Raw genomic sequence first — 26622 nt, forward strand, 5'->3', positions numbered from 1 at the left:
ACTTTTTTCTTCTCGTATACCAATAAACTATTTAACAGGGCTGATTGCGTTAAATTCTTTTCAAATTTGAGCTGAGTTCCTTGAACGGAGCCTATCTCTCGCTGGTGTTCTATAACTTGCATACTTGCATGAAAAATCTCAAGGCCGTTTATAAATACTTTTGGAAATACCGTATCCGTTTGGGTATAGGTATCCTGTTTGTTTTTCTTTCCAACTACTTCAACGTACTGACGCCCCAGATCACCGGGTATGTAATCGATTTTGTGCAAAAGGCATTGAACCTGCCGGGTTATAAACCCAAAAATAATGGCCCCGGTTATGATGTATTGGTAAACCAGTTCATTGCAAAGGTGGAATCGGTAAACTATAGCCCCGCAAATGTGGTGGTTCTATGTGGCATCGTGATATTGGCGCTGGCACTGTTGCGTGGGTTCTTTCTTTTCCTGATGCGGCAAACTATTATCGTGATGAGCCGGCACATTGAATTTGATCAGAAGAATGAAGTTTACCGGCATTATCAGAAATTGGACGCCGCTTTTTATAAACGAAACAGCACCGGCGACCTGATGAACCGCATAGCCGAAGACGTGAGCAGGGTGAGAATGTTTACAGGTCCGGCGATCATGTACCTCGTCAACCTGATTGCTGTTATCTCACTGGCTGTATTTTTTATGATCAGAAGAGATGCTTTATTGACTTTATATGTGTTGGCGCCTTTACCCATATTAGCCATTACTATTTATTATGTCAACAACATGATCCATAAAAAAAGTGAACGGATCCAGGCTTCACTTTCAAATCTGACTACTAATGCGCAGGAATCCTATTCTGGTATCCGCGTTATTAAATCTTTTGTGCAGGAAAAAGCGATGCTGGGCTTTTTTTCCAATAACAGCGAAGAATACAGGAAGAATGCGATAAGCCTGGCGAAAGTGGAAGCCATCTATTTTCCTTCTATTACTTTATTGGTGGGCTTAAGTACGTTGCTGACGATAATGATCGGCGGGCTTTATTATATTACCGGAAGTCATAATATAGGGGTAGATACCATCGTGGAATTTATCATGTATATCAACATGCTTACATTCCCGGTTAGTGCCATTGGTATGACGGCAAGTATGATACAACGGGCGGCTGCTTCACAAAAACGCATTAATGAATTTTTAGATACGGAACCTTCGATCGGAGAACCTGGAAAGCCTGTTGACATAAAGCTGCAGGGGAATATCCGTTTTGAGAATGTCGATTTTATTTATCGGGATACAGGTATAAAGGCTTTGTCGAATTTTAGTTTGCAGGTAAACAAAGGAGAGAAGATCGCTATTGTTGGAAGGACCGGCAGTGGCAAAACAACTGTCGCCCAGTTGCTGCTTCGTATGTATGATCCGCAGAAAGGAAAAGTGGAACTGGATGATGTTAATATAAAAAACATCAGCTTGCGCACCCTGAGGGAGCAAATCAGCTATGTGCCGCAGGATGTATTCCTGTTTAGTGAAACAGTGTCTAATAACATTGGCTTTGGGTTGGAAAAAACGACGGCCACAGCTGTGGAAAAAGCGGCCACGCAGGCCCATGTTCATAAGGAAATCCATGGCTTCTCTGAAGGATACAGTACCATGATCGGGGAGCGGGGCGTCACCTTAAGCGGCGGACAAAAGCAACGCATTTCCATAGCCAGGGCCCTGATAAAAGATCCTGCCATGGTCATTTTTGATGACTGTCTTAGCGCCGTTGATGTCAAAACGGAAAAGGAGATCATCAGCAGCCTCAATGAATACCTGCAGGATAAAACCGCCATCATCATTACTCACCGGATATTCTCTCTATTTGATTTTGATAAGATCGTAGTGCTGGAGGATGGTGAAATAGTAGAGCAGGGCACCCACCGGGAATTGCTGGCTCAAAAAGGATTCTATGCGGCCTTGTATCAGCGACAACAACAGGAAGAAAAGGGTACTCCCGAGAATGGAGAATATGCAGGCATGCTATAAAATTGGATGTCCTGAATCCCCGGTTATAGCCATTCACGTTCAACGATAAACCCGGTCGCGGGAACTTACTGAAAAATTCAATCTCTTTTGGCTGTTTCAAAAACATCTCTATATTTGTGACTTCATAAAAAGGGAAGTATTTTTTAAATCTGAAAATTAACTATTGTGGCGTACGAGAACAACGACAAGAAAATGGAAAGTATTTACAGCAAAAGAATCCGTGCCGGAAAGAGAAGAACGTATTTTTTTGATGTAAGAGCAACCCGTGGTAATGATTATTACCTGACCATTACGGAAAGCCGTAAGCGTTTTGATGATAACGGGTATGACAGGCACAAGATTTTTTTGTACAAAGAGGACTTCAACAAATTTATCAAGGCATTGGGTGAATCAGTTGACTACGTGAAAACAGAATTGATGCCTGATTTCGATTTTGATGCATTCAATCACGATGAGGTAGATGAATATGGTGCAGAAGGATCTGCGGCTGCGACTGAAGAAACTCCAGCTTCTGAGGTTAAAACAAATGGTATTGCACCAAAGGTAGAACCAGTTGCAGTGGCTCCTATAACTGAAACTGCTGCCAATGTGCAAAACAACAGTCAGGAAGAAGTTGACAAATGGTAATAACCGTTTGTGTAAATAATTAAATGCCTCCTTTTGGGAGGCATTTTTATTTGCTTATTCTGTTATCGTTGTGGTTATTGTTGTTAGTATGACAATTAATATGAGTTTCTCATCCCATTAGGGATGATTTGTGGTGTAAAAGTATCAGCGGAAAAGGCACAAGACGTTCCAAAGGAACGTTTGGTGCCTTTATTCTATGAGCAGTTACCCATGATGTGTTCCTACGGAACAATTTAGTAAACTGATTATCTCTGAAAAAGATCCTGGCATTAGTTATTTCCTCCAGGCTTTATACGCATTGATCAATCCATTAGTCGATGAATCATGATTGCTGACATCTTCTTTCGTTTCCAATTCGGGCAGGATTTTATTAGCGAGTTGTTTGCCCAGTTCAACACCCCACTGGTCAAAACTGAAGATATTCCAGATAATACCCTGGGTAAATATTTTATGTTCGTATAAGGCGATAAGTTGGCCCAGTGTAAAAGGTGTAACCTTCTTTAGTAAAAATGAATTCGTCGGCTTGTTGCCCGCAAAGACTTTAAAGGGCAACAATTTCGAAATCTGTTCTGGTGTTAATCCCTGTTTCTCCAATTCCTTTTCTGCTTCTTCATCTGTCTTTCCATTCATCAATGCTTCTGTTTGGGCAAAAAAATTGGACAATAGTTTTTGATGATGATCGCCAACACGATTATGTGTCTGGGCAGGTGCTATAAAGTCACAGGGGATAAGTGGTGTACCCTGGTGTATCAATTGGTAAAATGCATGCTGACCATTGGTGCCGGGTTCGCCCCAAATCACCGGGCCGGTTGCATACTCGACAGCCTCACCATTGCGGTCAATGCTTTTGCCATTGCTTTCCATATTTCCCTGTTGAAAATAGGCCGGGAAACGATGCATGTATTGATCATAAGGAAGAATGGCTTCCGTTTGTGATCCAAAGAAATTGGTGTACCATAAGCCGATCATCCCCATTAGCACCGGGATGTTTTTATCAAAAGGCGTTTCCTGGAAATGTTGATCGGTATGATGGGCACCCTTTAGTAGCTGTTCAAAGTTTTTATAGCCGATACTCAAAGCGATAGACAAGCCGATGGCGCTCCACAAGGAATAACGTCCGCCTACCCAATCCCAGAATTCAAACATATTATCCTTATCGATCCCAAATTTTACTACTTCTTTTTCATTGGTTGATAGAGCGGCAAAATGTTTGGCGATATGTTTTTCGTTTTTTGCTTTTATCAGGAACCATTCCCTGGCCGTATGTGCGTTGGTCATAGTTTCCTGCGTGGTAAAAGTTTTAGAAGCAACCAGGAAAAGCGTTCTTTCAGGATTAACTTTTTTTAATGTTTCAGCAATGTGTGTACCGTCAATGTTTGAGACAAAGAATGTTTCGATGTCCTGCGATTGGTAAGGCTTCAATGCTTCTGTTACCATCAATGGTCCCAGGTCACTGCCGCCGATACCGATATTGACAATATATTTTATCCGCTTGCCGGTATAGCCCCGGTGTTCGCCACTATGCACTGCTTCGCAAAAAGATTTCATTTTGCGTAATACCTTTTTCACTTCGGGCATCACATTATTCCCTTCAGAATAGACAGGTTGTTTGGAAAAATTGCGCAAAGCGGTATGCAACACAGACCGGTGCTCCGTTGCATTGATTATTTCACCATTGAACATGGCACTGATCGCCTCCTTCAATTTACACTCCTGCGCCAGTTGCAACAGCAATTCAATGGTTTTATCGGTGATGATATTTTTGGAGTAGTCAAAAAGGATATCATCAAAACGGGTGCTGAATTTGTGATAACGGTCTTTGTCCCTTTCAAACAGGCTTCTCATTTTCACGGTCTTCATTTCTGAAAAATGATCCTGTAACAGTGACCATGCAGTGGTAGTAGTTGGATTGATCTTTGGTAACATGCTGTTCAATTATAAAGTTGAGATGATGTCAATGGTTTTTGCAACCATTTCTTTGGTAATATCAAGATGGAGAACAAAACGTACCCTGTTGGGTGCAATGGCATAGCTGAGAATATTTTTTTCTTTGAGCTTAGCCACCAATGCAGGGGCGCCTTGTTTTTCCTTTAATTCAAAAATGATAATATTCGTTTCAACCGGCAGCACCATTTCTACAAAATCTTTCTTGTCGAGGGCCACTGCTATTTGTGCAGCATGCTCATGATCTTCCTGCAAACGGCCGATATTGTTTTGCAACGCATAAATGCCCGCCGCCGCTAAAAAACCGGCCTGCCTCATACCGCCACCAAACACTTTTCTTATTCTTCTCGCTTTTTTTATAAACGCGGCATTTCCCAATAGCAGGCTTCCTACGGGGCAGCCAAGACTTTTGCTTAAGCAAATAGAAATACTGTCAAACACGTTTCCATATTGCTCGGGTGTTTCTTTTTTTGCCACAAGCGCATTGACAAGCCTGGCCCCGTCCAAATGAAATCCCAGCTTGTGTTCGTCACATACCTTTCGGATGTTTTTGATTTCAGAAAAATCATAACAACTGCCTCCGCCCCGGTTACTGGTGTTTTCAAGACTCACGAGACTGCTATAGGCCCGGTGTACATCCTCGGGATTAATGGCTGCTTTCACCTGCTCTGCGGTAATGCGTCCACGGTCTCCGTGCAATAATTTTACCGATGCCCCGGAATTAAATGCAATACCACCTCCTTCATACTGATAGATATGAGAGCTTTCATCACAAATAACTTCGTCCCCCGGCTGTGTATGACATTTGATTGCTATTTGGTTGGTCATCGTGCCCGATGGGCAAAACAGGGCCGCTTCCATGCCGAACATACCGGCGGCCAACGTCTCCAATTCATTGATTGAATCATCTTCTCCAAACACATCGTCGCCTACTTTGGCCGTCATCATCGCATCCAGCATGGCGGGAGTAGGCTTGGTAACAGTATCCGAACGAAAATCAATAAACATTCACCGAATTTATTTGCAATATAATCAGTTCACTCCTCAAATCAGGCAGTTGACGGGTCTCAGCATAATAAATGATAGTGATTTGCTAATTTGGCGTTTGTATGAAAGAACCAACTTTCCTCGAATATGGTTTGCTGATAGCATTCAGTCTTATCATGTCACTGCTGGGTCTTTACCTGCTGGCAAACTTTAGCCGCTTGTTCCGGGGACGAATCAAAAACGAAATATTGCGCCGAAACCTGGCTGCATGGGTGGTGATCTTTTGCATCTCCTGCGGTATGATCCCGATGAGCGGCGGTTTTTTTTATATACTTGGCAAATTTGGCTGGGGCTGGGCGGTAGCCGGGCAATTTATCTCGACTACCCTGTTGACATTAATTGTTTTTAACCTGGCGAGGATTGTTGCAGAAAGCAGGCGATTACAAAAATTATCTTTTGTAAAACATAAACTACTGGTGTTTGCGACATTGATCGTCACTATCCTTGCCATCAATGTGCCGCTGAATTACATTCTATATGGGTTTTCGGCACAGTATATGAAATACGCTGTTGTCTCCGGTATTTATCTTGCCGGAGCTACCGGTCTTGTATATGCCGTCATCGATTATCTCGACCTGGAACGTAAAAGGAAATTTCATGAAAAAGAATTGGAGCTAAGTAAATTAAGAGAGTTGAAGGCGAAAGCAGAGTTGGAAGCTCTTCATTCAAAAGTAAACCCACATTTTTTATACAATGCGCTTAATTCTATTGCTGATCTTTCTATTACAGATGGAATCAAGGCAAGGAAAATGACAGTGGCCTTAGCCGATCTGTTTCGCTATAGTATTAATTACAGCAACAACAATTTTTCTACTGTAAAAGATGAAGTGGAGATGGCGGAAGTGTACCTACAAATTGAAAAAATAAGATTTGAAGATCAACTTAATTACACGATAAAAGTAGACCCGGAGTTAAATCATTACCTGGTTCCAAGGTTTGTGCTGCAGCCATTGGTTGAAAATGCGGTGAAGCATGGCCTGAAAGCCACCGGTAGAATGACGGAGATAGAATTGGAAGTCAGGGAAGATAACGGCGGACTTGTTTTAAGCATTACCGATTCAGGCCCGGCGTTCCCAAATGAATTGAATGCAGGGTATGGAGTAAAGAGTGTGTACGATAAGCTGGACCTGCTTTTCCCCGGCCAATATGAAATTCATTTCAGTAACGAACCACGTAAAAAAGTTTCTGTACACGTTCAAAAGATGATAAAAAATGAGCCCGTTATTTAAAACCATTTTGATCGATGATGAACCGGCTGCAAGAAGGTTGATGAGAAACCTTTTACACGATTATAAAGAAACAATTGAGATAATTAGTGAAGCAGGAACGGGCAAGGAGGCTATCCAAAAAATTGAAGAGCTAAATCCAGATCTCATTTTCCTGGATATCCAGATGCCGGATCTCACCGGTTTTGAAGTGATAGAGAAGTTAAGCCGAAAGCCCAATATCATCTTTACCACCGCCTATGAGCAATATGCTATCAAGGCATTTGAATCTTTTTCCATTGATTATTTATTAAAACCAATCAAAGAAGAGAGGCTCAGGCAAAGCATTGAAAAACTAAAACAATTTGGCAGGCTAAACTCGTCGATTAATATTGCCGGTTTGCAGGATATTATCCGCCAGTTCCAGGCCCCGGCAAAAACGACGGCACTAACTATAAAAACAGGGGACAGGATTATTTTGCTTCGTTTCGAAAATATTGTTTACCTGGAGGCGCAGGATAAATATGTATTTGTTTATACCGCCGATGGGCAAAAGCATCTGACAGATCAATCATTGGCAGCATTATGCGAGAAACTTCCCGGGCAATTTTACCGGATCCAAAAATCATATATTATAAATAAAGATAGAGTAAAGGAGATGCACCGGCATTTCAACGGCCGCTATCTCTTCTTAATGGATGATAAGGCTGGCTCCCGCCTAACCTCTGGCCGGACCTATTATGACGCTATACGGGCCGAGTTTAGCCTCTGATCAATTCAGCCAAAAATAAATTGTGCGGCTGCTGCGCCGAAGCATCCGCTACCGTTTTTGTCTCTTGTTGGGATATTTTCTTGTGCTAGTTTCAACTGAAAATGAGTCTATTAGCAAATATTCCCATTTATATGGATTTTTAACCACTCATCAGAAACTCAACTCATCCTGTAACCCCATTTCCCGAGCTGCGTCAAACTAAGTGTTTAGAATAAACGGCCACTCATCAGGAAATATGGCCGTTTAATTTAAAACAATGTTCTTTGTATTGCATAGTACCTACTTTTGGACTGTAATAATTAAAGACAAGTACTAACCAAAATAACATTAAACCAAAAACCAATAAAAACTCGCACATGAAAAAGATTTTGACTTTGCTGGCGGTCGTTTTGACCTTATCCTTAGCCAGCTACGCACAACTTAGTAACGAAACTCAAACAGAAAAAAGGGTTTCAGGGAAAATCAGCGGCACCGTTATCGACGGCAACACTAAAACAATTGAATCCGCGACCATCACATTACATAAAGCCGCAGATTCATCTGTTGCTAAAATGAGTGTGGCCAATAAAACCGGCAAGTTTGAATTCGAAAATGTTGCGCTGGGAAAATATTTTGTCGCTATCTCGGCAATCGGTCACAACAAAGGGTTTTCTGAACCAATCGAGATTTCAGCTACCAACCTGGATGTTACACTCAAGACCATTGAACTGGTACCACAGGCAAAATCAATTTCTGGTGTTACCGTTACATCCAAAAAGCCTTTTATTGAGCAAAAGGCCGGAAAGACACTCATTAATGTTGAAGCTTCTCCTACTAATACAGGTTTAAATGCTTTGGAATTATTAGAAAAATCTCCTGGCGTGACTGTTGATAATGACGGTAACATCAGCCTTAAAGGCAAACAGGGAGTTATGATATTGGTAGATGGCAAACCCACTTATATGAGCGGCGCCGATCTGGCAGCTTTATTGAAAAATATGCAGAGCAGTAGCCTGGAGCAAATTGAAATAATGACCAACCCACCTGCTAAATATGATGCGGCCGGCAATTCAGGTATCATTAATATTAAAACGAAAAAAGGTATCGTAACCGGAACAAACGGATCTGCTAATGCATCCTACACACAAGGGCTTTATGCAAGATTTAACGGCGGGTTTAATCTTAACCATCGTAATGAGAAAGTAAACCTGTTTGGCGGATATAATACAGGAAAGTATGAAGGATACAATAATCTTACTATTGACCGTAAATTCTATGAAGCGGATAATGTTACATTAAAAGGATCTTCAGACCAGAGATCAAGACCGCATTTTAAAGGTATCTATCATGGTGTAAAAGCAGGAATGGATTACTATTTTTCTAAAAAAACCGTGCTGGGCTTTGTTGCAAATGGAAATTTTAACGATAATGATGAAGATCCTACAAGCACTTCCTTTGTAAGGTTTCCATCCGGGGCCGTGGATTATAAGATAGGATCAAGCGGTAACAATACAAGAAAATGGGCAGGTGTATCAAGCAACATCAACTTCAAACATACTTTTGATTCAACAGGACGTGAGATTACAGCAGACTTGGATTATGCTTTTTACAATAACAAAAGCAAAACAGAGCTTACCACCCAAATTTTTGATGCTAATAATATTAAAGATGGCGATGATGTTGTTTTAAGAGGTGATATTCCTTCTAATATAGATATATACAGTGCTAAGGTTGATTATTTACATCCTTTCAAAAACGGTGTAAAATTAGAAACGGGTTTTAAAACAAGTTATGTAACAACAGACAACCAGGTGGAGTATATGCGTAATAATGGTGCAGGCTGGACCGTTGATGACAGAAGCAACCATTTTGTGTACAAAGAAAATGTAAATGCGGTATATGCTATTTTTTCAAAGTCAATGAAGAAATGGGAACTTTCTGCAGGCCTTCGTTTGGAAAATACAAATGCAAAAGGCAACCAGATCAAAACAGATTCTTCTTTCAAAAGAAATTATACCAATTTGTTTCCGAATGTTGGCTTAAGTTATAGTGCAAGTGAAAAAAATCAATTCAACTTCAGTTACAGCCGCAGGATTTCCCGCCCCAACTATGATGATCTGAATCCTTTTGTTTTCTTTTTGGATTCGTTGACTTATGGCCAGGGCAACCCTTACCTGCAACCCCAGTTTACTCACAATTTTGAAGCAAGCCATACTTTCAACAAATTTTTGACAACAACGTTGAACTACACGCAGACAGATGATATCATCACGCAAATGCTGAAACAGAATACTGAAAAGAAAGTGACTTATCAAACCCGGGAAAATTTTAATCAAATGAAGCAGATAGGCCTTGCCGTGATGGCAAACTTCCCGGTAGCAAAATGGTGGAATATGAATATCTATTCCAATGTATTCAACAATCATTACTCAGGCATCTACCAGGATGGAGCTAAGAACGATCCGATTGATATACAGTTCACCAGCTTTGGAGGTAATATGACAAATAGCTTCACCATAGGGAAAAAAGGTTGGACTGCTGAAATAAGTGGTTGGTATCGCTCGAAAGTAGCCGAAGGTTTATTAATAGCAAATGATATGGGCGCTGTTAATACAGCTATATCCAAACAATTATTCAAAAAACAAGCAACACTTAAGTTAGGCGTTCGTGATGTTTTCTACACGCAGCAATTCAGTGGTTTTGCAAAATACAGCGATGTGGATGTGAATGTATATAGCAAAAGAGATAGCCGCCAGTTCAATCTTTCATTTAACTATCGGTTTGGTAAAAAGAATATCGCTCCTGAACGAAGAAAGAGAGGCGGTGCAAGCGACGAACAAAACAGAGTTAATACAGGTGGTGGAAACTAATCGACAATCAAGATCATTTCCTTTAGACCTTTAAAAGAAAATTCAGCAAGTTCCCGCCTGATCAAAGGGCGGGAACTTTTGTTTTGGTGATGGCTTCCTTAGATACTCTTAAAAATCACTGCAGTGGTTTGATAAGTAATTTTTACCCTTCGTCACGGAAACTACGAAACTTGTCATATTTCACTGAGAAATCAGTTCTGTATTTATCATCTTCATGCTCTTAAACCGCATTATGAGAAAGATCTTAATCTTATCTGTTGTTTTTCTTAGCATGATTACTGCTATATTCGGACAATCAAAAATAGGAAGGGTCACCGGCAGTATTAAAGATGGTTCTCAAAAGAATATTCAGTCTGCTACTATCTCACTTATAAAAGCTTCCGATTCATCATCCATAAAATTTGCTGTCGCCAATAAGAGTGGTGAATATGAATTTGTAAATATTCCGGCAGGAAAATACCGGGTAGCCGTCTCATCTGTAGGGTATGAAAAAGCTTTTAGTCCTGTGTTTGAAATTACCGCAGCGGTGCCCCAGATCAACCTGGAGATTATCCACATAACTGAAACAGCTAAAAGCCTTGCCGGGGTGACGGTAACCGGTAAGAAACCTTTTATTGAAACAAAGATTGATAAAACGATAGTCAATGTGGAATCATCACCCACCAGTGCAGGTGCCACGGCATTGGAAATATTGGAAAAATCACCGGGCATTACAGTGGATAATGATGGTAATATAAGCCTACGGGGAAAATCAGGTGTAATTGTTATGCTTGATGGGAAGTTATCTTATTTATCGGCTGCAGACCTGGCAAATATGCTAAAAAATATGCCGGCCTCGGCTCTCGATCAGATTGAGATCATGACAAATCCTTCTTCTAAATATGATGCATCAGGTAACTCCGGTGTTATAAATATTAAAACTAAAAAAGGAAAGAATGATGGTTTTAACGGTAGCGTCATGGTGGGAGCAACGTCAAGTATATACCGGATACACAATGCAACCTATTTCCTTCCCAAATCTCAAAACAGCATCAACTTTAACTGGCGAAAGAATAAGATTAATTTTTTTGGAAATTATAATCCAAACTTTTTCCGCGGCCGCAACACACTCACTTTTGAAAACCGTTTCCTGGCTGCCAACAGTGATGATATAATTGGCTATAATAATACAGAAACCCGTTTCCGATTTGGTAACAATAATCATACACTCAAGCTGGGGCTTGATTGGTATGCCAATAAGAAAAATATTTTTGGGATAGTAGTAAGCGGTTTTGCTTTCAGCGGTCATCCGCGGCCTACTACTGTTGGTGATCTAAGCGATGCAAATCACCAGTTGGAGAGCAGGCTTGTGTCCAAGACAGATAACAGGATAAAATTTAAAAACGGAACACTTAACCTGAACTGGAAACATAGCTTTGATACTACCGGCAGGGAGCTCACTGCTGATTTTGATTATGTTGTTTACAGTAATGTTTCCGATATGGTGCTGGAAACTGATTATTACAACAGTTATTTACAAAAAACAGGTAATTCGTCTTTACGTGGGCATTTGCCTTCTGATATTGACATTTATACTTTCAAAACAGATTATGTTCGTCCGGTAAAGAATGGCCGTATAGAAGCAGGATTGAAATTCAGCTATGTGAAAAATGATAACGAAGTGAACTATGAAAATCTGATCAATGAAGAGTGGGAAGAAGACCTTGTGCGGTCAAACCATTTTATTTATGATGAAAATATCAATGCCGCTTATGTGAATTATAACCGGCAAATAAAAAAATGGTCATTCCAGGCAGGACTCAGGGTAGAAAACTTAATTGCACATGGCAATCAGCTAGGTAATCGTGTAGTTGCTCAAACAAAATTTAAAAGAGATACAACCAACCTGTTTCCAACGGCATTTGCAAGTTATAAGGCGAGCGAAAAAAATACTTTCACCCTTTCTTACGGGCGGCGCATCAATAGGCCCAACTACCAGGATATGAATCCATTTACGTACTTCCTTGATTCTTTATCCTACAGGCAGGGCAATATTTATCTGCGTCCGCAATACACTCATAATATTGAGTTGTCTCATTCATTTAAGGGAAAATATATTACCACCTTAAATTATAGCAAAACAGATGATGTCATTTCACAGATTATAAAATTGGATCCCAATAATCCTGAAAGTAAAGTGAGATTTCTTACCGTTGATAATGTGGCTGAGTTTCGCAATATTGGTCTTTCCATTACTGCGCCTTTCACATTTGTCAAATGGTGGAATGCGAATGTTTTCACCAATGTATTCAACAATCAATATGAAGGTGTTTACGATACGACTAAAATTAATTTCAACTTCACTTCATTTATGATCAATATCACGAATAATTTCACATTGGGCAAAGGCTATACTGCGGAACTGAGTGGATTTTATCGTCACAGGGGAGTCAACGGCTTGACCGAAATGAAAGCTATTTACCAGCTAAGTATGGGCGGACAAAAGCAGATCATGAAAGGAAAAGGAACGCTTCGGCTTAATGTACGTGACCCATTTGCATGGCAAAAATTTTCCGGTATAAATAAATATGGAAAAGTTGATGGCGAGTTTCTTGCCCGGCCTGACATACGCCAGGTTACAGCTACATTCACCTGGAGGTTTGGTAAGAATGGCCAGCAAAGTCAGCCACGCCGCAGAAATTCAAGTTCGCAGGATGAGCAAAACAGGGTAGGCGGCGCCAATCCATAAAAATAATTTTCTCATGTGAACAGGTCTCCCGTTTCTACGGGGGACCTGTTTGAAACGCCAATATTTTCGAATTAATGCGAATGGACGCTAATGGAATGAATCCAATTAATCATGTACATTCGCACCTTAGCGTTCATCCGTTAAAATTGGCGCTAATTAGTGTATGCCTTCATTTGATTTTGTAAGCAAAGTAGACGCACAAGCATTGGACAATGCTGTAAATGTGGTTACCAAAGAAATCACCAACCGGTTTGATTTTAAAGGATCACATGTAGTGATTAAGCTGGATAAAAAAGAGTTTAAAATAAACCTGGAAACAGAGGATGATATGAAAATGCGCCAGCTGCTGGATGTATTGGTTAACCGGGCTCACAAGCAGGGGATAGCTCCTGAGGCCTTTGATCTGTCCAAAGAAGGGAGCCTGAGCGGTAAGGTATGGAAGAAAGAAGTTGTGGTGAGAAATGGATTAAAACAGGAGGATGCCAAAAAGATCGTAAAACACATAAAAGATTCAGGGCTTAAAGTTCAAGCCTCAATCAATGACGATATCGTAAGGGTAACGGGCAAAAAAATCGACGATTTGCAGGAGGTAATTCAGGCATCAAAAAGCTGGGACCTGGGTATTCCCCTTCAGTTTGAGAATATGCGCAGCTAAATGTGCATATCCGGCCTGTAAATCTTCACAACTGCCGAAAACGGTGGAAAAAAAAGTGGCAAACAGGTGCGTAACAAGACGAAAAAAAATTTGGAAAACGCTATTCCGGTAACGTACCTTCAATGAACAATAGCTACAAGAAATTTGGTAAAACAAATAAAATTGTGGCTTGGAGAAGTAAATATCTGTAACAGGATAAATACAACTCCCGAGAGCATCAGGAAAAAAGGAATATATCTGCGCAAGCAAGTATAGGAATCGATTCTGGTGCTTTCTTATTTTATAGCTCCTTGATCCAATTTGCTTTTAAGTTCCTCTTATACTCCTTTGGCGTCAGCTTTGTTTTTATCTTAAAAAGCTTGTTGAAATTGGACAAGTTTTTATACCCACATAGATAGGCGATCTCGGCAATTGTCTGCTCTTCTGATTCGATCAATAATTTACGGGCATGGCTAATCCTGATATCGTTTAAAAAATCGATAAAAGTGCTTTTGGTTCTTGCTTTAAAAAAACGGCAAAATGATTGCGGCGTCATATGACATAGTTCAGCTACCTCCGGCATAGATATGTCACGCATAAAATTTTTGTTGAGGTATAAAAAAACCTCGTCGATCTTGTGATTATCCTTGGTGTCGTAAGAGTTTTTATAAGTGATGCTGGCCAGGGATCGTACTTCTTCTGACCCGGCCAAGCGTTCCAACACCTGCATGAGACCCACAATTTTTTTCATGCCGTTGCTTTCAACCATATTGCTCAACATCTCAGCAATTTGTTCAAATGTCCGGCCTTGTATTTTCAAACCTCTTTCCGCTTTCTTTAAAAATTCTTTCAGCTGTTGGGTTTCTTCTAATTGAAAGAATTTTTCGCCAAAAATTTCTTTGCTGAAATACACGACGATGGCTACTGCCTGCCGGTTGTTGTCGTTTTTATAGAAAGAAGGATCGCTGTACCAAACATGTGGAATATTGGGACCGAGAAAAACCATATCGCCTGGTCCAAATACTTCAATACTATCCCCAATTATTCTTTTTCCTGTGCCGCTTAATGTATAAACTAATTCACATTCCGGATGAAAATGAAAGGGGGTATCCCAATAAGGAACCTCTCTTTTGACAACAATCAGGTTGTCCTGTGGGGTTTTACCTATCTGGGTAAAAAGAGGCTTCATGGCAACGCTTAGAGTGAAATGTTTACAATAAAAGCTCAATTTATGGCAAGGCAGGCGAATTAAAGTGGGGTGGGAGAATGTTTTAATTAAGATTTGGCAAAAAGGCAGATGGCGCTTATCTTCGCACACTCAAAAAATTATAAAATAAGTACGGCAAAATCCGTGCAGCCTTAAAATCAAAGAGTTATGAAAAAAGGTCTCCATCCGGCAAGTTACAGGTTAGTAGTATTCAAAGATATGAGTAACAACTATTCATTCCTGAGCCGTTCCACTGCTGCGTCTAAAGAAACTGTGAAATGGGAAGACGGAAATGAATATCCCCTGGTAAAACTGGAGATTTCAAATATGTCGCACCCCTTTTTTACTGGCAAAAATGTATTGGTAGATACAGCGGGACGTATCGACAAGTTTAAAAAGAAATACGCTAAGAAGGGAGAATAATCTGATTCTCATTCTTCAAATATTTTATCAGCCTCCGAATATATCGGGGGCTTTTTTATTACCTCCTTTATTTAAAAGTTGACAGCTTTTTTCCGGCTATTTATTTTCAAGTATCTTTCCAAATAGTATCAGTTATTTCATATCCATGAATAAGATCCTTTTTACTGAAGAATATTGCCAGCCCGAGAATCTTTATCCCTTTACTCTTACGAGGCAAATACAGGACATCCGGGTTGGTATTTTGACCATAAGGGAAAAATGGGAAAAAGCGCTTGGTTTGATTTCTTATGACAGGAATGAGGATGACTATAAAGACCTGGATCGGGCACTAACGATACAGCAAGCCGCTGAGGATGGCATTTGTATCATGATTCATGGAAATGTACTTCCAACTAATAAACTGATAAAAGCCGTTAGCAGTCTCAAGGCAGGTGAGTTTATTTCAGTGAACAATAACACGGGCATTGTTTTTTGTTTTTCGAAAAAAGAGGTTAGTGAAGAACACAAGATCAAAGTCACCAATCCGGTTATAATCGAAGAAGAAATAAAAACTATTCAATACCCCTGGGATATTTTTCAATTGAATAACTGGGCGATCCAACAGGATTTTGAGCTAATTACTAAAAAAAGAAAATCGCAGCCCATTTCTCCAAGCAATAAGATTGTAGGCAGTGGTAAAATATTTATTGAGAAGGGTGCAAGTGTAGAATATAGTTATCTCAATGCATCAGACGGCCCCATCTATATTGGTAAAAACGCTGAGGTGATGGAAGGGGCGATGATCAGGGGACCCTTTGCCATGGGAGAGGGAGCTTCTATAAAAATGGGAACAAGGGTTTATGGAGGAACTTCGTTAGGTCCTTATTGTATTGTTTCTGGCGAAATAAAAAATTCGGTCTTGTTTGGTTACTCTAATAAAGCTCATGACGGTTACCTCGGTGATTCCGTTATTGGCGAATGGTGCAATATAGGGGCCGGTACTACCAATTCTAATCTGAAAAATAATGCGGGTATTGTAAAGGTTTGGACACCCAAAGGTCAGTTAAGTGCCGGTAACAAATGTGGTGTCATGATGGGGGACTACTCACGAACGGCGATTAACACAGCTATCAACACCGGAACCGTAATCGGCGTTTGTTGCAATGTGTTTGGCAACGGGCTCACACCAAAACATATTCCCAATTTTTCATGGGGAAGCGATGGTATAGACCGGTATGGATTCGATAAGGCTCTCGAGGATATCACCGGATGGAAGAAGTTAAAAAAACATTCGATCACAGATAACGAAAAAAGTATTTTAAAATATATCTTTAAACATTTTTAAAGTTTAACCCCAAATTCCTAATCAAAAAATATGAGAAAGCAGATCGCCGCAGCCAACTGGAAGATGAATCTTACTTTTCAACAGGGAGAAAATTTACTGAATGAAATACTTAAGCAAAATATCGTATTAGCTGCTCATCAGCAGGCAATATTTGCAGTTCCCTATCCTTATCTTCTTATGGCAAGAAGTGAAGTAGATGATGCTAAAAATTATTATGTAGCCGCACAAAATTGTTACAATAAAAAGTCGGGAGCATATACCGGGGAAGTGTCCGTCGAAATGATCCATTCTATCGGCGTTCCCTATTGTGTACTGGGGCATAGCGAAAGACGGGAGTATTTTAATGAAAGTAATACCATGCTTGCAGAGAAATTGAATCTTTGTTTGGAAAATTTTGTTACGCCGATTTTCTGTTGCGGGGAGCCTTTGTCAATCCGTGAAGCTGGTACACAAAATGAATTTGTTGCAACCCAACTGAAGGAATCGCTTTTTCATTTATCAGCCGATAAAATAAAAGATATTGTGATTGCCTACGAACCAATCTGGGCGATAGGAACAGGAAAAACTGCATCAACCGAACAGGCACAGGAGATGCACGCCTATCTGCGTTCGGTATTTGCAGATCAGTATGGCAAAAATATCGCGGATCAAATTTCCATTTTATATGGCGGAAGCGTAAAAGCAAGCAATGCAAAAGAATTGTTTAGCTGCCCGGATGTTGATGGTGGCCTGGTGGGTGGAGCTTCATTGAAGGCGGATGAATTTGGGGAGATAATACTTAGTCTGAAATAGTAGCTTCCGGATGCAATGAAGAAAGTATGTTTTTTGGCTGACAGGCATGGCCTGTATGATGACAGGACTTATTGGAAGCAGGCCCTTTCTTTAAGGAACAATGGTTATGAAGTACATTATCTCGTTATAGGTGATGAAGACGGGCAGGGTATTACTCCGGAAGGTATTTTTTTTAAACTGATAAGCTCCAGGAGGTATTTTAAGAATAAATACATTAACTGGATTGTTAAAAAGATTTTGCCCCTGACGACCGAATACGATGCGGCTTTTATTTATTGCAGGGAAATAGAAGCGGATGCCTATCAGGTTGAAGATTTGCGGCTAAACCGCATTGTGCATAAGCTGAAAAACTTACCCCATAAACCAAAATTGATTTATGATGCACGGGAGCCCCATGATAATAATTTAAAAGATATTGAATTTGGCAATTCTTCGCTACCCGCATTCCTGATAAATCTCTATGCAAGGTATATTCAAAACTGGGAATATAAAAAGGTCCGGCTATATGATTATCTGTTCGCGGTAGATGACGGATTGTTTGAAAGGTTTCAGTTGCAAAAAACGGGGGTACCGCTGAAAGTGATATACAATTTTACCAATCTGGCAGATAAGCGGAAAGACTTGCCGGTTAAAGATAGGCAATATGGTGCAGCCTATGTGGGCGGATTGTCAAAAGTAAGGGGTGCCATGGTCATGCTACAAGCAGCCCGGATAGTTGCGAGCAGGCTGCCGGATTTTAAGCTCCTTTTGCTGGGACCAGTTTACGGAGATGGGCTGGCAGCAGAAATGAATGAATATATTGCATCAGCAGGACTTTCGGATAATATTATTTTGCATGAACCGGTTCCCTACCGTGATATATCGGTTTTTTACAACCAGGTTAAAATCGGGCTGAACCCGTTGTTGGATGTGAAAGCACATCGGGATATCATACAGATCAAGCTGTTTGAATATATGAACTTTGGAATACCGGTCATCGCCAGCAGGTTTGGCTACATGCAAAAGTATGTGGAAGAAAATGAAGCCGGGCTCACTGCTGAGGCAGGCAATGAGAGGGAACTGGCAGATGCGATTATCAGGCTTTTAACGGATGAGGCATTGTATGAAAAATGCTCCCGAAATGGGGTAAAGGCAGTAAATGAGCTATACAACTGGGGAATTATGGAAAAAGAATTCTTAGGGGTTTACCGCGGGTTGTTAGACAAAGAGAGTTCCTCTTAAAAAGCGTTAGTACGATTTATTCATGATGAACCTAATCGATATTTTTCTGAGATAGCAACGGGATATTTAATGGCAATAGTAAATTCAAAATTTTTTGGGTTTTGGAAGGTGGCCGCCAGGGCGTTCATAAACCTGCCCGGGTTGATCCGTATTTTTTATCAATTCTTCTTTAATGCGCCAAAAGAGGGGCTGCCCATTCCCCGCGGAGTTTTTGCCGGGATGGTAAATTACCTTGGAGGCATGCGTTTTCAGGAAGATCCATTTACCGTAATACCTCTTTTCTTGAATATAGATATCAGGGTGGCCAGAAAAAACCCTTCCGTTTCAGTGAGGGACAATGGTTTGATCATCATCTGTGTGGTAAGAAACGAGCTGGCTCGTGTCCGAAAATTCATTGCCTATTATAACGCTCTTGGAGTACATAAATTTGCTTTTTTGGACGATCAGTCCACCGACGGTACAAGAGAATACCTCTATAATCATCCGGATGTGGAACTGTTTGAAAGTAATTTTCGGTATACCAGCAACGCCCGGCTTGCGTGGATAAACAGGATGCTGGCTTACTATGGATTTAACAGGTGGTTCCTGGTGCTGGATGCAGATGAACTGTTGGTGTATGATAATCGTAAATTGCCTGATATCCCTTCGCTGACAGACCATCTTCAGCAAAGGGGCATTACTGCAGTATCGGGTATCGTAGTAGATGTATACCCCAAAGAAGCCTTGCCTCCACATCCAAACGAAGCGAAAGACCTTTATGAGGGCATGGATTATTTTGACAAAACAGGCTATGAATACGACAAAATGGGTAGGATCATTCTTGGTGGCATGCGCAGCCGCTGCCTAGGTGTAAAGCCCTGGCTGCATATTACAAGGCTGATTTATTATCAGAAAGGTATTTTCTTTGAAACACATGTGATTTTTCCCCGAAAAATCAATATACAGTGTGTTGAACGACTTGCATGGTTACATTATAAGTTTTTGCCACAGGATTTTGAAAATTACAGGGAAAGAGTGACAGCGGAAAATATACATGAGCGAATGGAGTATAAAGGATATATGGATAAATTTTCAGCGTCTTCTCCGGTATCATTTTTTGATCCGGAGGTTTCCAAAAAATATGAATCGCCGCAGTCGCTCATCGAATGTGGCTTGCTAAAACCTATTACAGAATGATACTAATGAATTCTATCTGGATTGGAAAAAGGTAGCAGAAATATTATTTTCAAGGATACTTTTTTCTACTTGGTAGGCGCTATGGTGCCGATCTTGATCGGGGCTGTAAGGTCGCCCATCTATACCAGGCATTTTTCCACGGAGGATTTCGGGATTTATTCCCTGGTATTTTTATTCTTTAGTTATGTGTCGATTATTTGTTACTCTTGGATCGTGACTTGCGGGTGGCGATATTATTACCAGTATAAACAGAACGGCAGGACGGGCGTATTATTCTCCAACCTGGTTTTTCTTTTCCTTTTATTTTCTATCCTGATATTAATTTTTTCAGCGGTTTGGCACATGTTAGCAGACCATCCGTTGCTCAAGAGGCTCATTTTTTTGTGCTTCCTGCAATTTTTTACTTCCGAAATAGTTAACCTTTTTTTGATCCCGCTTCGCCTGGAAGGAGGGGCCTTTAGGTATAACGTCATACAGATCATTCGCTCTGTTGCCAGTTTTGTTTTGTTATTGCTACTCACTTTTGTTTTTGACTATGGTATCGAATCCTTCCTGACCAGTATCATTTTCTTAAATATTGTTTTGATACTCGTTATCGTTATTCCGTACATTCTCAAAATGAAAATATCATTTAATCGGGTCAACAAAGAAGATTTAACCATTTTGTATAAATACGGACAAATCGGGCTGGTTGCGAATCTTTGCATGACGCTGTTAGTATCTTCTGACCGGTTTGTGATAGAACACTTCGACGGGTTGTCTAAAGTGGGGATTTATAACCAAAATTATAATATCGCACAGATAAGCATTGCAGCGTTGGTATACGTTTACTGGGCTGCTTTGGACGCGACTTTGCTGAAGTCGCTGGAATTTCAGATGGATAGCGAAGTAACCAAAAAACGCCTTTCCCAGACTTTTAATACATGGGCTTTGCTCTTTCTGCCGCTCACTGTTTATTTTATTTTATATGCCAGGGAAATAGGCGTTATCATGCTGGGCGAAGAATTTCGTATCGGGTACCCTATCATATTTATGGCTGCCATCGTCGAGTTCGTGAAGGGTTTTGGGCGGCTTCCGGAGTGGAAACTGAAATTCAGGAATAAGGTTCGGCTCATTTCCATTACATACATTTCTGCCGTGTTATGTAGTATTGGGTTAAACATGTTTTTTGTGCCTCTTTTCGGGTATCAATCTGCGGGGGTCACTGCAATAATCATAAGTTTTTCCGCGTCGATCATTTTTGGATATGCAGAAGACAGAAACTACAATATCAGGACTATGTTGAAAGACGGCCTGTTCAGAATCAGTATCATCATTTTGGCCACACAGGTAATGATTCACTGCATTACCAGCACACTGAAAATGCCCCTGTATTTTTATATATTGGAAGGAGGAGCGTTTGCCCTGTCTTATTTCGGGCTAATTATAAAGAATAAACGGTTTTCATTAAAATTTGCAGAAGTTAAAGAGTAAAATTCCGAATGTCTTTCAGGCTTTTTTTTTAAAAAAAAACGGGAGTATGCAGAACATAACTCCCGAATGATTAATTGTATGAATGCTCCTTTACGACAGGATCTTCAAATTCTTCATGTAAGCTGCATCTGCTTCCACAGCTTTTAATGGTGTTGTGCCGGCATATTTTTCCTGCTCAACGATAAAGTATTCCATTCCGGTTTCTTTTGCCGTTTTCAGGATAGCAGGGTAGTTAATGCTTCCTTCCCCTAACGTACAGGTATCGGCTGCTTCAGTAGCTCCTTTAGTTCTGTCTTTAACGTGGCAAAGTTTGAAACGGTTTTTATATTTTTTCAACCAGGTCTCAATGTCTTGCCCACCGGCTACTACCCAATACATGTCCAGTTCATAATCTACCAATGCAGGATCGGTATTAGTCATCATTACATCCTGGCCCATTTGACCATCTAATAGTTCAAACGAGTAGGCATGATTGTGATAGGCAAACTTTATCCCGTTCTTTTTGCATATTTCGCCCCGTTGATTAAAAGTGTCAGCGATTTTTTTGAAATCATCGATTTTCTTTTGCGGACCAATCCATGGGCAGATCAAATATTTCATTCCGATGGCTGCAGCATCTGCTGCTTTCTTTTCGAAATTTTTGTTGATATCACAATGGCTGGACACAATCACCATGCCCAGGTCATCCATGTATTTTTTGAAATCCGTATTGCTCATGCCCCAAAACATTCCGTCTTTACCTTCAAAACTTTCAATCTGCTTATAACCGAATGAAGCTACTTGTTTTAAAACACCTTTGGGATCTTTTGGCAAGTCATCACGCAATGTATACAACTGCAAACCAAATGTAGTAAGTGCGGTACCAGCTTCTGTAGCTGAAGGACCTGCTGCTGCAGTTGAATCTTTTGATTCTGTTTCCTTTTCTTTATTTGAATCCAGCTTACAAGCCATAGGAGCTATCACAAGGCCCGCGGCGAGATTGCCCGTCAATCTCAAGAATGTTCGTCTTTTAAAATCCATTTTTCAATGTTTTAATTGATTGATAAAATAATTACTCAGCCCAGGCTTTATCACCTTTTTTGTAAGGGAAAGCTCCGTCATATTTGCCCGGAACAGGCACATGACGCAATGCTTGTGTAGCACCTGGTTTTGAAGTAAAGAATCCCAATAAGGTCAGTTGCTTCATCATGGTAAAATAATGAGAAGGGTCTTCTTTCTTTTTTGTTTCCTGGTATTGTTTTGCTTCTTTATCAAGAGCTGTCAACAAGCTGGTGCGCTGTTCAGGGGTAGCAGTCATGAAGCTGGTATTATTGGCCTTCTTGCAAGCATCATCCAGTTTCCTGATTCCTTCATGGAATATTTGTTGGTCATTTTTGGTATAACAATCATTTACCATCACTGTCATAAATGATCCTACAGCGGCTTCTTTTGCACCGGGGGATGATGTTTTCGGAATGATTGTTTCACCTACTTCATCAAGGAAGCTAATGTCCTGCTCATTAAAAGTAGCACCGCCAAGAGCCGGGGAGTTTTTACAGCCGGAAAGAAATAATTCACCACCGATCAATGCACTACCGGTTGCTAAAGCAATCATTTTTAAAAGTTCCCTGCGTTCCATATTTTAAGTTTAAAAAGTTTAAAATTCAAATGAAATCAACACTGTTTATCTTATTACGGTTATAAATTTCCTTTCTGTAATTCTTTCACCGCATGTTCTGCTGCTCTTGCCGTTAAAGCCATATAGGTTAGTGATGGATTTTGACAAGCAGAAGAAGTCATGCAGGCTCCATCTGTTACGAAAACGTTTTTACAATCCCAAACCTGGTTGTTACTGTTTAATACCGATGTTTTGGGATCATGACCCATCCGGGCGGTGCCCATTTCGTGTATGCCATGACCTACGGCATGACCGGAATCCCAGGTAGTGATATCTTTTACACCCGCCAATTCAAGCATGGCTTTTAATTCGAGCTTGATATCTTTCCGCATTTCCATTTCATTTTCTTTAAGCTCTGCATCCATTTCCAAAACAGGTAAGCCCCATTTGTCTTTCTTATTCTTATCCAATGAAATTTTATTCTCATGATAAGGAAGCATTTCGCCAAAACCGGTTGCACCGATCGTCCATGACCCCGGCTCTGTTAAAGCTTCTTTGAAATTAGCGCCTATATTTAGCTCAGCTACTTCCCGGCTCCAGCCTTGCCGGCTGGCTGAGCCCTGGTAACCGAATCCACGCAGGTAACTTCTTTTATCTCCTGCTAAATTCACAAAGCGGGGAATATAAAAACCGTTGGCTCTTCTGCCATATACGTACATATCTTCATAGCCTTCTACTTTACCTTGTGCACCGAGATTATAATGATGATCCATCACATTATGCCCCAGTTCACCGCTGCTGCTACCCAAGCCTTCCGGCCAGATATCTGTAGCGGAATTAAACAATACCCAGGTAGAATTTAAAGAAGAGGCACAGAGAAAAACAATTTTGCTGAAAAATTGATAGGTCTGGTTTGTCTCTGCATCTAATACTTCAACACCTTTTGCTTTTTTGGTGTCCTTATCGTAAATGACTTTTGTTACAATTGAAAAAGGTCTTACTGTAAGATTGTTTGTCTTTTGTGCAGCGGGAAGGGTAGAGGATTGTGTACTGAAATAACCACCAAAGGGACAACCTTCCCAGCAACGATTGCGAAACTGGCAAGCCGTTCTTCCCGGGATTGCCCGGGTAAGGTTAGCAACACGCCCAATAATCAAATGCCTGTTTCCTTTATACTGTTGTTTGATCCTGGCCGCTACATCTTTTTCTATCACATTCAAGGGCATGGGTGGTAAAAATTGTCCATCCGGTAGATGGGCAAGTCCTTCAAATGATCCGCTGATGCCAGCAAATTTTTCAACATGATCGTACCAGGGAGCAAGATCTTTATAACGAATGGGCCAATCGATCGCAATGCCATCTTTTGCATTGGCTTCAAAGTCAAGATCGCTCAGGCGATAACTTTGCCTGCCCCACAAAATGGAGCGGCCACCCATTTGATAACTACGCCACCAGGTAAAAGGTTTTTTTTCTGTATAAGGACAATCTTCTTCATTGGCCCAATAGTCCATCACAGCTTCCGATGCGGCCCAGCCACGATGCACCACCGGATATTTTTGTTTTTGCTCCTGTGTTGTTTTTCCCCGATGAGGTAAGTCCCAAACATTAGTAGCTGCCGACTTATAATCTTTTACATGTTCAAAATCACGACCTCTTTCGAGCATCAATACTCTGAGCCCTTTTTCACAAAGCTCTTTTGCAGCCCAGCCACCACTGATACCTGAACCAACTACGATAGCATCATAGGTATTTTGTTGCTCAGCCCTGTTATTGATATTGACTTTTGTAGTATCGGGCATTGGTTAGAGGTTACCCTTTTTTAATTCATTCACTGCAAAATCTGCGGCCCTGGCTGTCATTGCCATATAAGTCAATGAAGGATTTATACAAGAAGCCGAGGTCATACAGGCGCCGTCAGTAACAAATACATTTTTGGCATCCCATACCTGGTTGTTGCCATTCAGCACCGATGTTTTTGGATCACGCCCCATTCGGGCAGTACCCATTTCATGAATACCCATTCCATAGATATAGCCCGAGTCACTTGTCTTTACATCTTTCACGCCGGCTGCTTCCAGCATTTCTTTTGCATCCTCCATCATATCCTTGCGCATCTTTTGTTCGTTCTCCTTGATTTCCGCATCCATATTCAGCACCGGCAATCCCCATTTGTCTTTGGTATTCTTATCCAATGTGATCTTATTTTCATGATAGGGTAAAATTTCACCAAAGCCCGTAATGCCGATGGTCCAGTTGCCTGGTTCGGTCAATGCTTCTTTGAAATCAGCACCGATTGCCAGCTCAGCTACCTGGCGTTTCCAACCCTGTCGACTTGCTCCACCCTGGTAACCAAATCCCCGAACATAATCTCTTTTATCATCGTAAATGTTCCGGTAGCGGGGAATATAAATAGCCCCTGGTCTTCTGCCGTATTCATATTTATCATCATAACCTTCCATGCGGCCTGATGCACCGCAACGAAAATGGTGATCCATTACGTTGTGACCTAACTCGCCGCTGCTGCTGCCCAAACCATCAGGCCAGATATCAGTGGCTGAGTTCATGAGCACCCAGGTTGAATTAAATGCAGAAGCATTCAGGAAAATTATTTTTGCTTTGTATTCGTATGTTTTATTTGTTTCCGCATCCAGGACTTCCACACCGGTTGCTTTCTTAGTGTCTTTATCGTATAACACTTTTGTAACAATGGAAAACGGTCTTAATGTCAAATTACCGGTGGCCATGGCGGCAGGCAAGGTAGCAGATTGAGTACTGAAGTAAGCACCAAAGGGACAGCCACGCCAGCAACGATTACGGTATTGGCAATTTGTTCTTCCCTGCTCGGGTTTGGATTCGGTAATATTGGCGGTCCGTGCATTGATCATATGACGGGTGCCTTTAAAATGTTCTTTGATTCTTGCTGCCACATCTTTTTCCACCACATTCAAACCCATACCGGGCAAGTATTCACCATCGGGCAATACTTCTAAGCCTTCTCTTGTGCCCTGTATGCCTGCAAATTTTTCTGCATAGCTATACCAGGGAGCAATGTCTTCATAACGTATTGGCCAGTCGACACCATGGCCATCTTTTAAGTTGGCTTCAAAATCCCATTTATTAAAACGATAACTATGTCTTCCCCAGGTTAGCGAACGACCACCCACATGATAGCCCCTGAACCAGGTAAAAGGTTTTGTTTCCGTGAAAGGACATTCTTTGTCTTTTACCCAAAAATCAAGCACTGTCTCATTCAAAGGGTAATCCCTTTTCAGGTTGGGATAGTCTTCGATCATCTGCTGCGTCCTTTCACCCCGGTGAGGAAATTCCCAAATCTCTTTGTTCGCATTTACATAATCTTTTACATGCTCCACATTGCGGCCACGCTCCAGCATCAGCACTTTTAGACCCTTTTGGGTTAATTCTTTCGCTGCCCAGCCACCGCTGATACCGGAACCAACCACAATTGCATCATATACATTGTCTGCCATGATATAAGTTTAACCCCCATCCCCTGAAGGGGTGTTTTTAAATCGGTTTCAATTTTTAAATCTCAGGGGAAGAGATTTAATTTTTAATTTATTATTGCCCCAACTGTATTACTACTATCAGCTT

General features: G+C 40.9%; 20 protein-coding genes. 13 read left to right on the forward strand and 7 right to left on the reverse strand.

Features of this window, described 5'->3' with window-relative positions; all coding sequences use genetic code 11:
• Positions 1-128: 128 nt before the first annotated feature.
• The gene (locus tag P2W73_RS08515; protein ID WP_276501590.1) at positions 129-1991 is read left to right on the forward strand and encodes an ABC transporter ATP-binding protein; all 1863 of its coding nucleotides are present in this window, start codon (positions 129-131) and stop codon (positions 1989-1991) included.
• 165 nt (positions 1992-2156) lie between these two features.
• Positions 2157-2618 carry a DUF3276 family protein gene (locus P2W73_RS08520; RefSeq protein ID WP_276501591.1) on the forward strand — a complete coding sequence of 154 codons (462 nt, stop codon included), beginning with the start codon at positions 2157-2159 and terminating at the stop codon, positions 2616-2618.
• A gap of 273 nt (positions 2619-2891) precedes the next feature.
• On the opposite strand, the gene pgi is transcribed toward P2W73_RS08520, so the two are convergent.
• Together pgi and P2W73_RS08530 are read right to left on the reverse strand one after the other, a co-directional pair.
• Positions 2892-4544, reverse strand: a complete 1653-nt coding sequence (gene pgi, locus P2W73_RS08525; RefSeq protein ID WP_276501592.1) for a glucose-6-phosphate isomerase — start codon at positions 4542-4544, stop codon at positions 2892-2894.
• Between the two features lie 9 nt (positions 4545-4553).
• On the reverse strand, positions 4554-5570 hold the full coding sequence (locus tag P2W73_RS08530; RefSeq protein WP_276501593.1) for a threonine aldolase family protein: 1017 nt from the start codon (positions 5568-5570) through the stop codon (positions 4554-4556).
• 101 nt (positions 5571-5671) lie between these two features.
• Here P2W73_RS08530 and P2W73_RS08535 point away from each other — a divergent pair, with 101 nt between their 5' ends.
• The 5 genes from P2W73_RS08535 to P2W73_RS08555 all read left to right on the forward strand — a co-directional run bounded on the left by P2W73_RS08535 (position 5672) and on the right by P2W73_RS08555 (position 13818).
• Positions 5672-6838: a sensor histidine kinase gene (locus P2W73_RS08535; RefSeq protein WP_276501594.1), complete on the forward strand. Its 1167-nt coding sequence runs from the start codon at positions 5672-5674 to the stop codon at positions 6836-6838.
• The gene (locus P2W73_RS08540; RefSeq protein WP_276501595.1) at positions 6822-7586 is read left to right on the forward strand and encodes a LytR/AlgR family response regulator transcription factor; all 765 of its coding nucleotides are present in this window, start codon (positions 6822-6824) and stop codon (positions 7584-7586) included. The genes P2W73_RS08535 and P2W73_RS08540 overlap by 17 nt, the downstream gene beginning before the upstream one ends.
• Before the next feature lie 356 nt (positions 7587-7942).
• Positions 7943-10435: a TonB-dependent receptor gene (locus tag P2W73_RS08545; RefSeq protein WP_276501596.1), complete on the forward strand. Its 2493-nt coding sequence runs from the start codon at positions 7943-7945 to the stop codon at positions 10433-10435.
• A 232-nt stretch (positions 10436-10667) separates the two neighbouring features.
• Positions 10668-13163 (forward strand): TonB-dependent receptor domain-containing protein, encoded by a 2496-nt coding sequence (locus P2W73_RS08550; protein ID WP_276501597.1) that lies wholly within the window; start codon positions 10668-10670, stop codon positions 13161-13163.
• Between the two features lie 163 nt (positions 13164-13326).
• Complete coding sequence (locus P2W73_RS08555) at positions 13327-13818, forward strand: YajQ family cyclic di-GMP-binding protein (RefSeq protein WP_276501598.1); 492 nt, start codon at positions 13327-13329, stop codon at positions 13816-13818.
• Positions 13819-14098: 280 nt separating this feature from the next.
• Here the strand turns inward: P2W73_RS08555 and P2W73_RS08560 are convergent, their stop codons facing one another.
• Positions 14099-14986: an AraC family transcriptional regulator gene (locus tag P2W73_RS08560; protein WP_276501599.1), complete on the reverse strand. Its 888-nt coding sequence runs from the start codon at positions 14984-14986 to the stop codon at positions 14099-14101.
• 186 nt (positions 14987-15172) lie between these two features.
• Between P2W73_RS08560 and P2W73_RS08565 the strand changes: the two genes are divergently transcribed.
• The 6 genes from P2W73_RS08565 (at position 15173) to P2W73_RS08590 (ending at position 21413) form a co-directional block, all read left to right on the forward strand.
• Complete coding sequence (locus tag P2W73_RS08565; RefSeq protein ID WP_276501600.1) at positions 15173-15427, forward strand: type B 50S ribosomal protein L31; 255 nt, start codon at positions 15173-15175, stop codon at positions 15425-15427.
• 145 nt (positions 15428-15572) lie between these two features.
• Positions 15573-16751, forward strand: coding sequence for a putative sugar nucleotidyl transferase (locus tag P2W73_RS08570; RefSeq protein WP_276501601.1), 1179 nt, complete (start codon positions 15573-15575; stop codon positions 16749-16751).
• A 30-nt stretch (positions 16752-16781) separates the two neighbouring features.
• The gene (tpiA, locus tag P2W73_RS08575) at positions 16782-17543 is read left to right on the forward strand and encodes a triose-phosphate isomerase (protein ID WP_276501602.1); all 762 of its coding nucleotides are present in this window, start codon (positions 16782-16784) and stop codon (positions 17541-17543) included.
• Positions 17544-17558: 15 nt separating this feature from the next.
• On the forward strand, positions 17559-18764 hold the full coding sequence (locus P2W73_RS08580; protein ID WP_276501603.1) for a glycosyltransferase: 1206 nt from the start codon (positions 17559-17561) through the stop codon (positions 18762-18764).
• Between the two features lie 141 nt (positions 18765-18905).
• Positions 18906-19940, forward strand: coding sequence for a glycosyltransferase family 2 protein (locus P2W73_RS08585; RefSeq protein ID WP_276501604.1), 1035 nt, complete (start codon positions 18906-18908; stop codon positions 19938-19940).
• Between the two features lie 21 nt (positions 19941-19961).
• Positions 19962-21413, forward strand: a complete 1452-nt coding sequence (locus tag P2W73_RS08590) for a lipopolysaccharide biosynthesis protein (protein WP_276501605.1) — start codon at positions 19962-19964, stop codon at positions 21411-21413.
• A 90-nt stretch (positions 21414-21503) separates the two neighbouring features.
• Here the strand turns inward: P2W73_RS08590 and P2W73_RS08595 are convergent, their stop codons facing one another.
• From P2W73_RS08595 to P2W73_RS08610, 4 genes are read right to left on the reverse strand one after another with little or no spacing between them, the layout of a single operon-like run.
• The gene (locus P2W73_RS08595) at positions 21504-22433 is read right to left on the reverse strand and encodes a sugar phosphate isomerase/epimerase family protein (protein WP_276501606.1); all 930 of its coding nucleotides are present in this window, start codon (positions 22431-22433) and stop codon (positions 21504-21506) included.
• Positions 22434-22464: 31 nt separating this feature from the next.
• A complete protein-coding gene (locus P2W73_RS08600; RefSeq protein ID WP_276501607.1) occupies positions 22465-23031 on the reverse strand; it encodes a gluconate 2-dehydrogenase subunit 3 family protein in 567 nt (188 codons plus the stop codon).
• 59 nt (positions 23032-23090) lie between these two features.
• Positions 23091-24809: a GMC oxidoreductase gene (locus P2W73_RS08605; protein WP_276501608.1), complete on the reverse strand. Its 1719-nt coding sequence runs from the start codon at positions 24807-24809 to the stop codon at positions 23091-23093.
• A 3-nt stretch (positions 24810-24812) separates the two neighbouring features.
• A complete protein-coding gene (locus P2W73_RS08610; protein ID WP_276501609.1) occupies positions 24813-26498 on the reverse strand; it encodes a GMC oxidoreductase in 1686 nt (561 codons plus the stop codon).
• Positions 26499-26622 lie beyond the last annotated feature (124 nt).

This window comes from Terrimonas pollutisoli, assembly GCF_029360765.1.
In the GTDB taxonomy this organism is placed as follows: Bacteria; Bacteroidota; Bacteroidia; order Chitinophagales; family Chitinophagaceae; genus Terrimonas_B; species Terrimonas_B pollutisoli.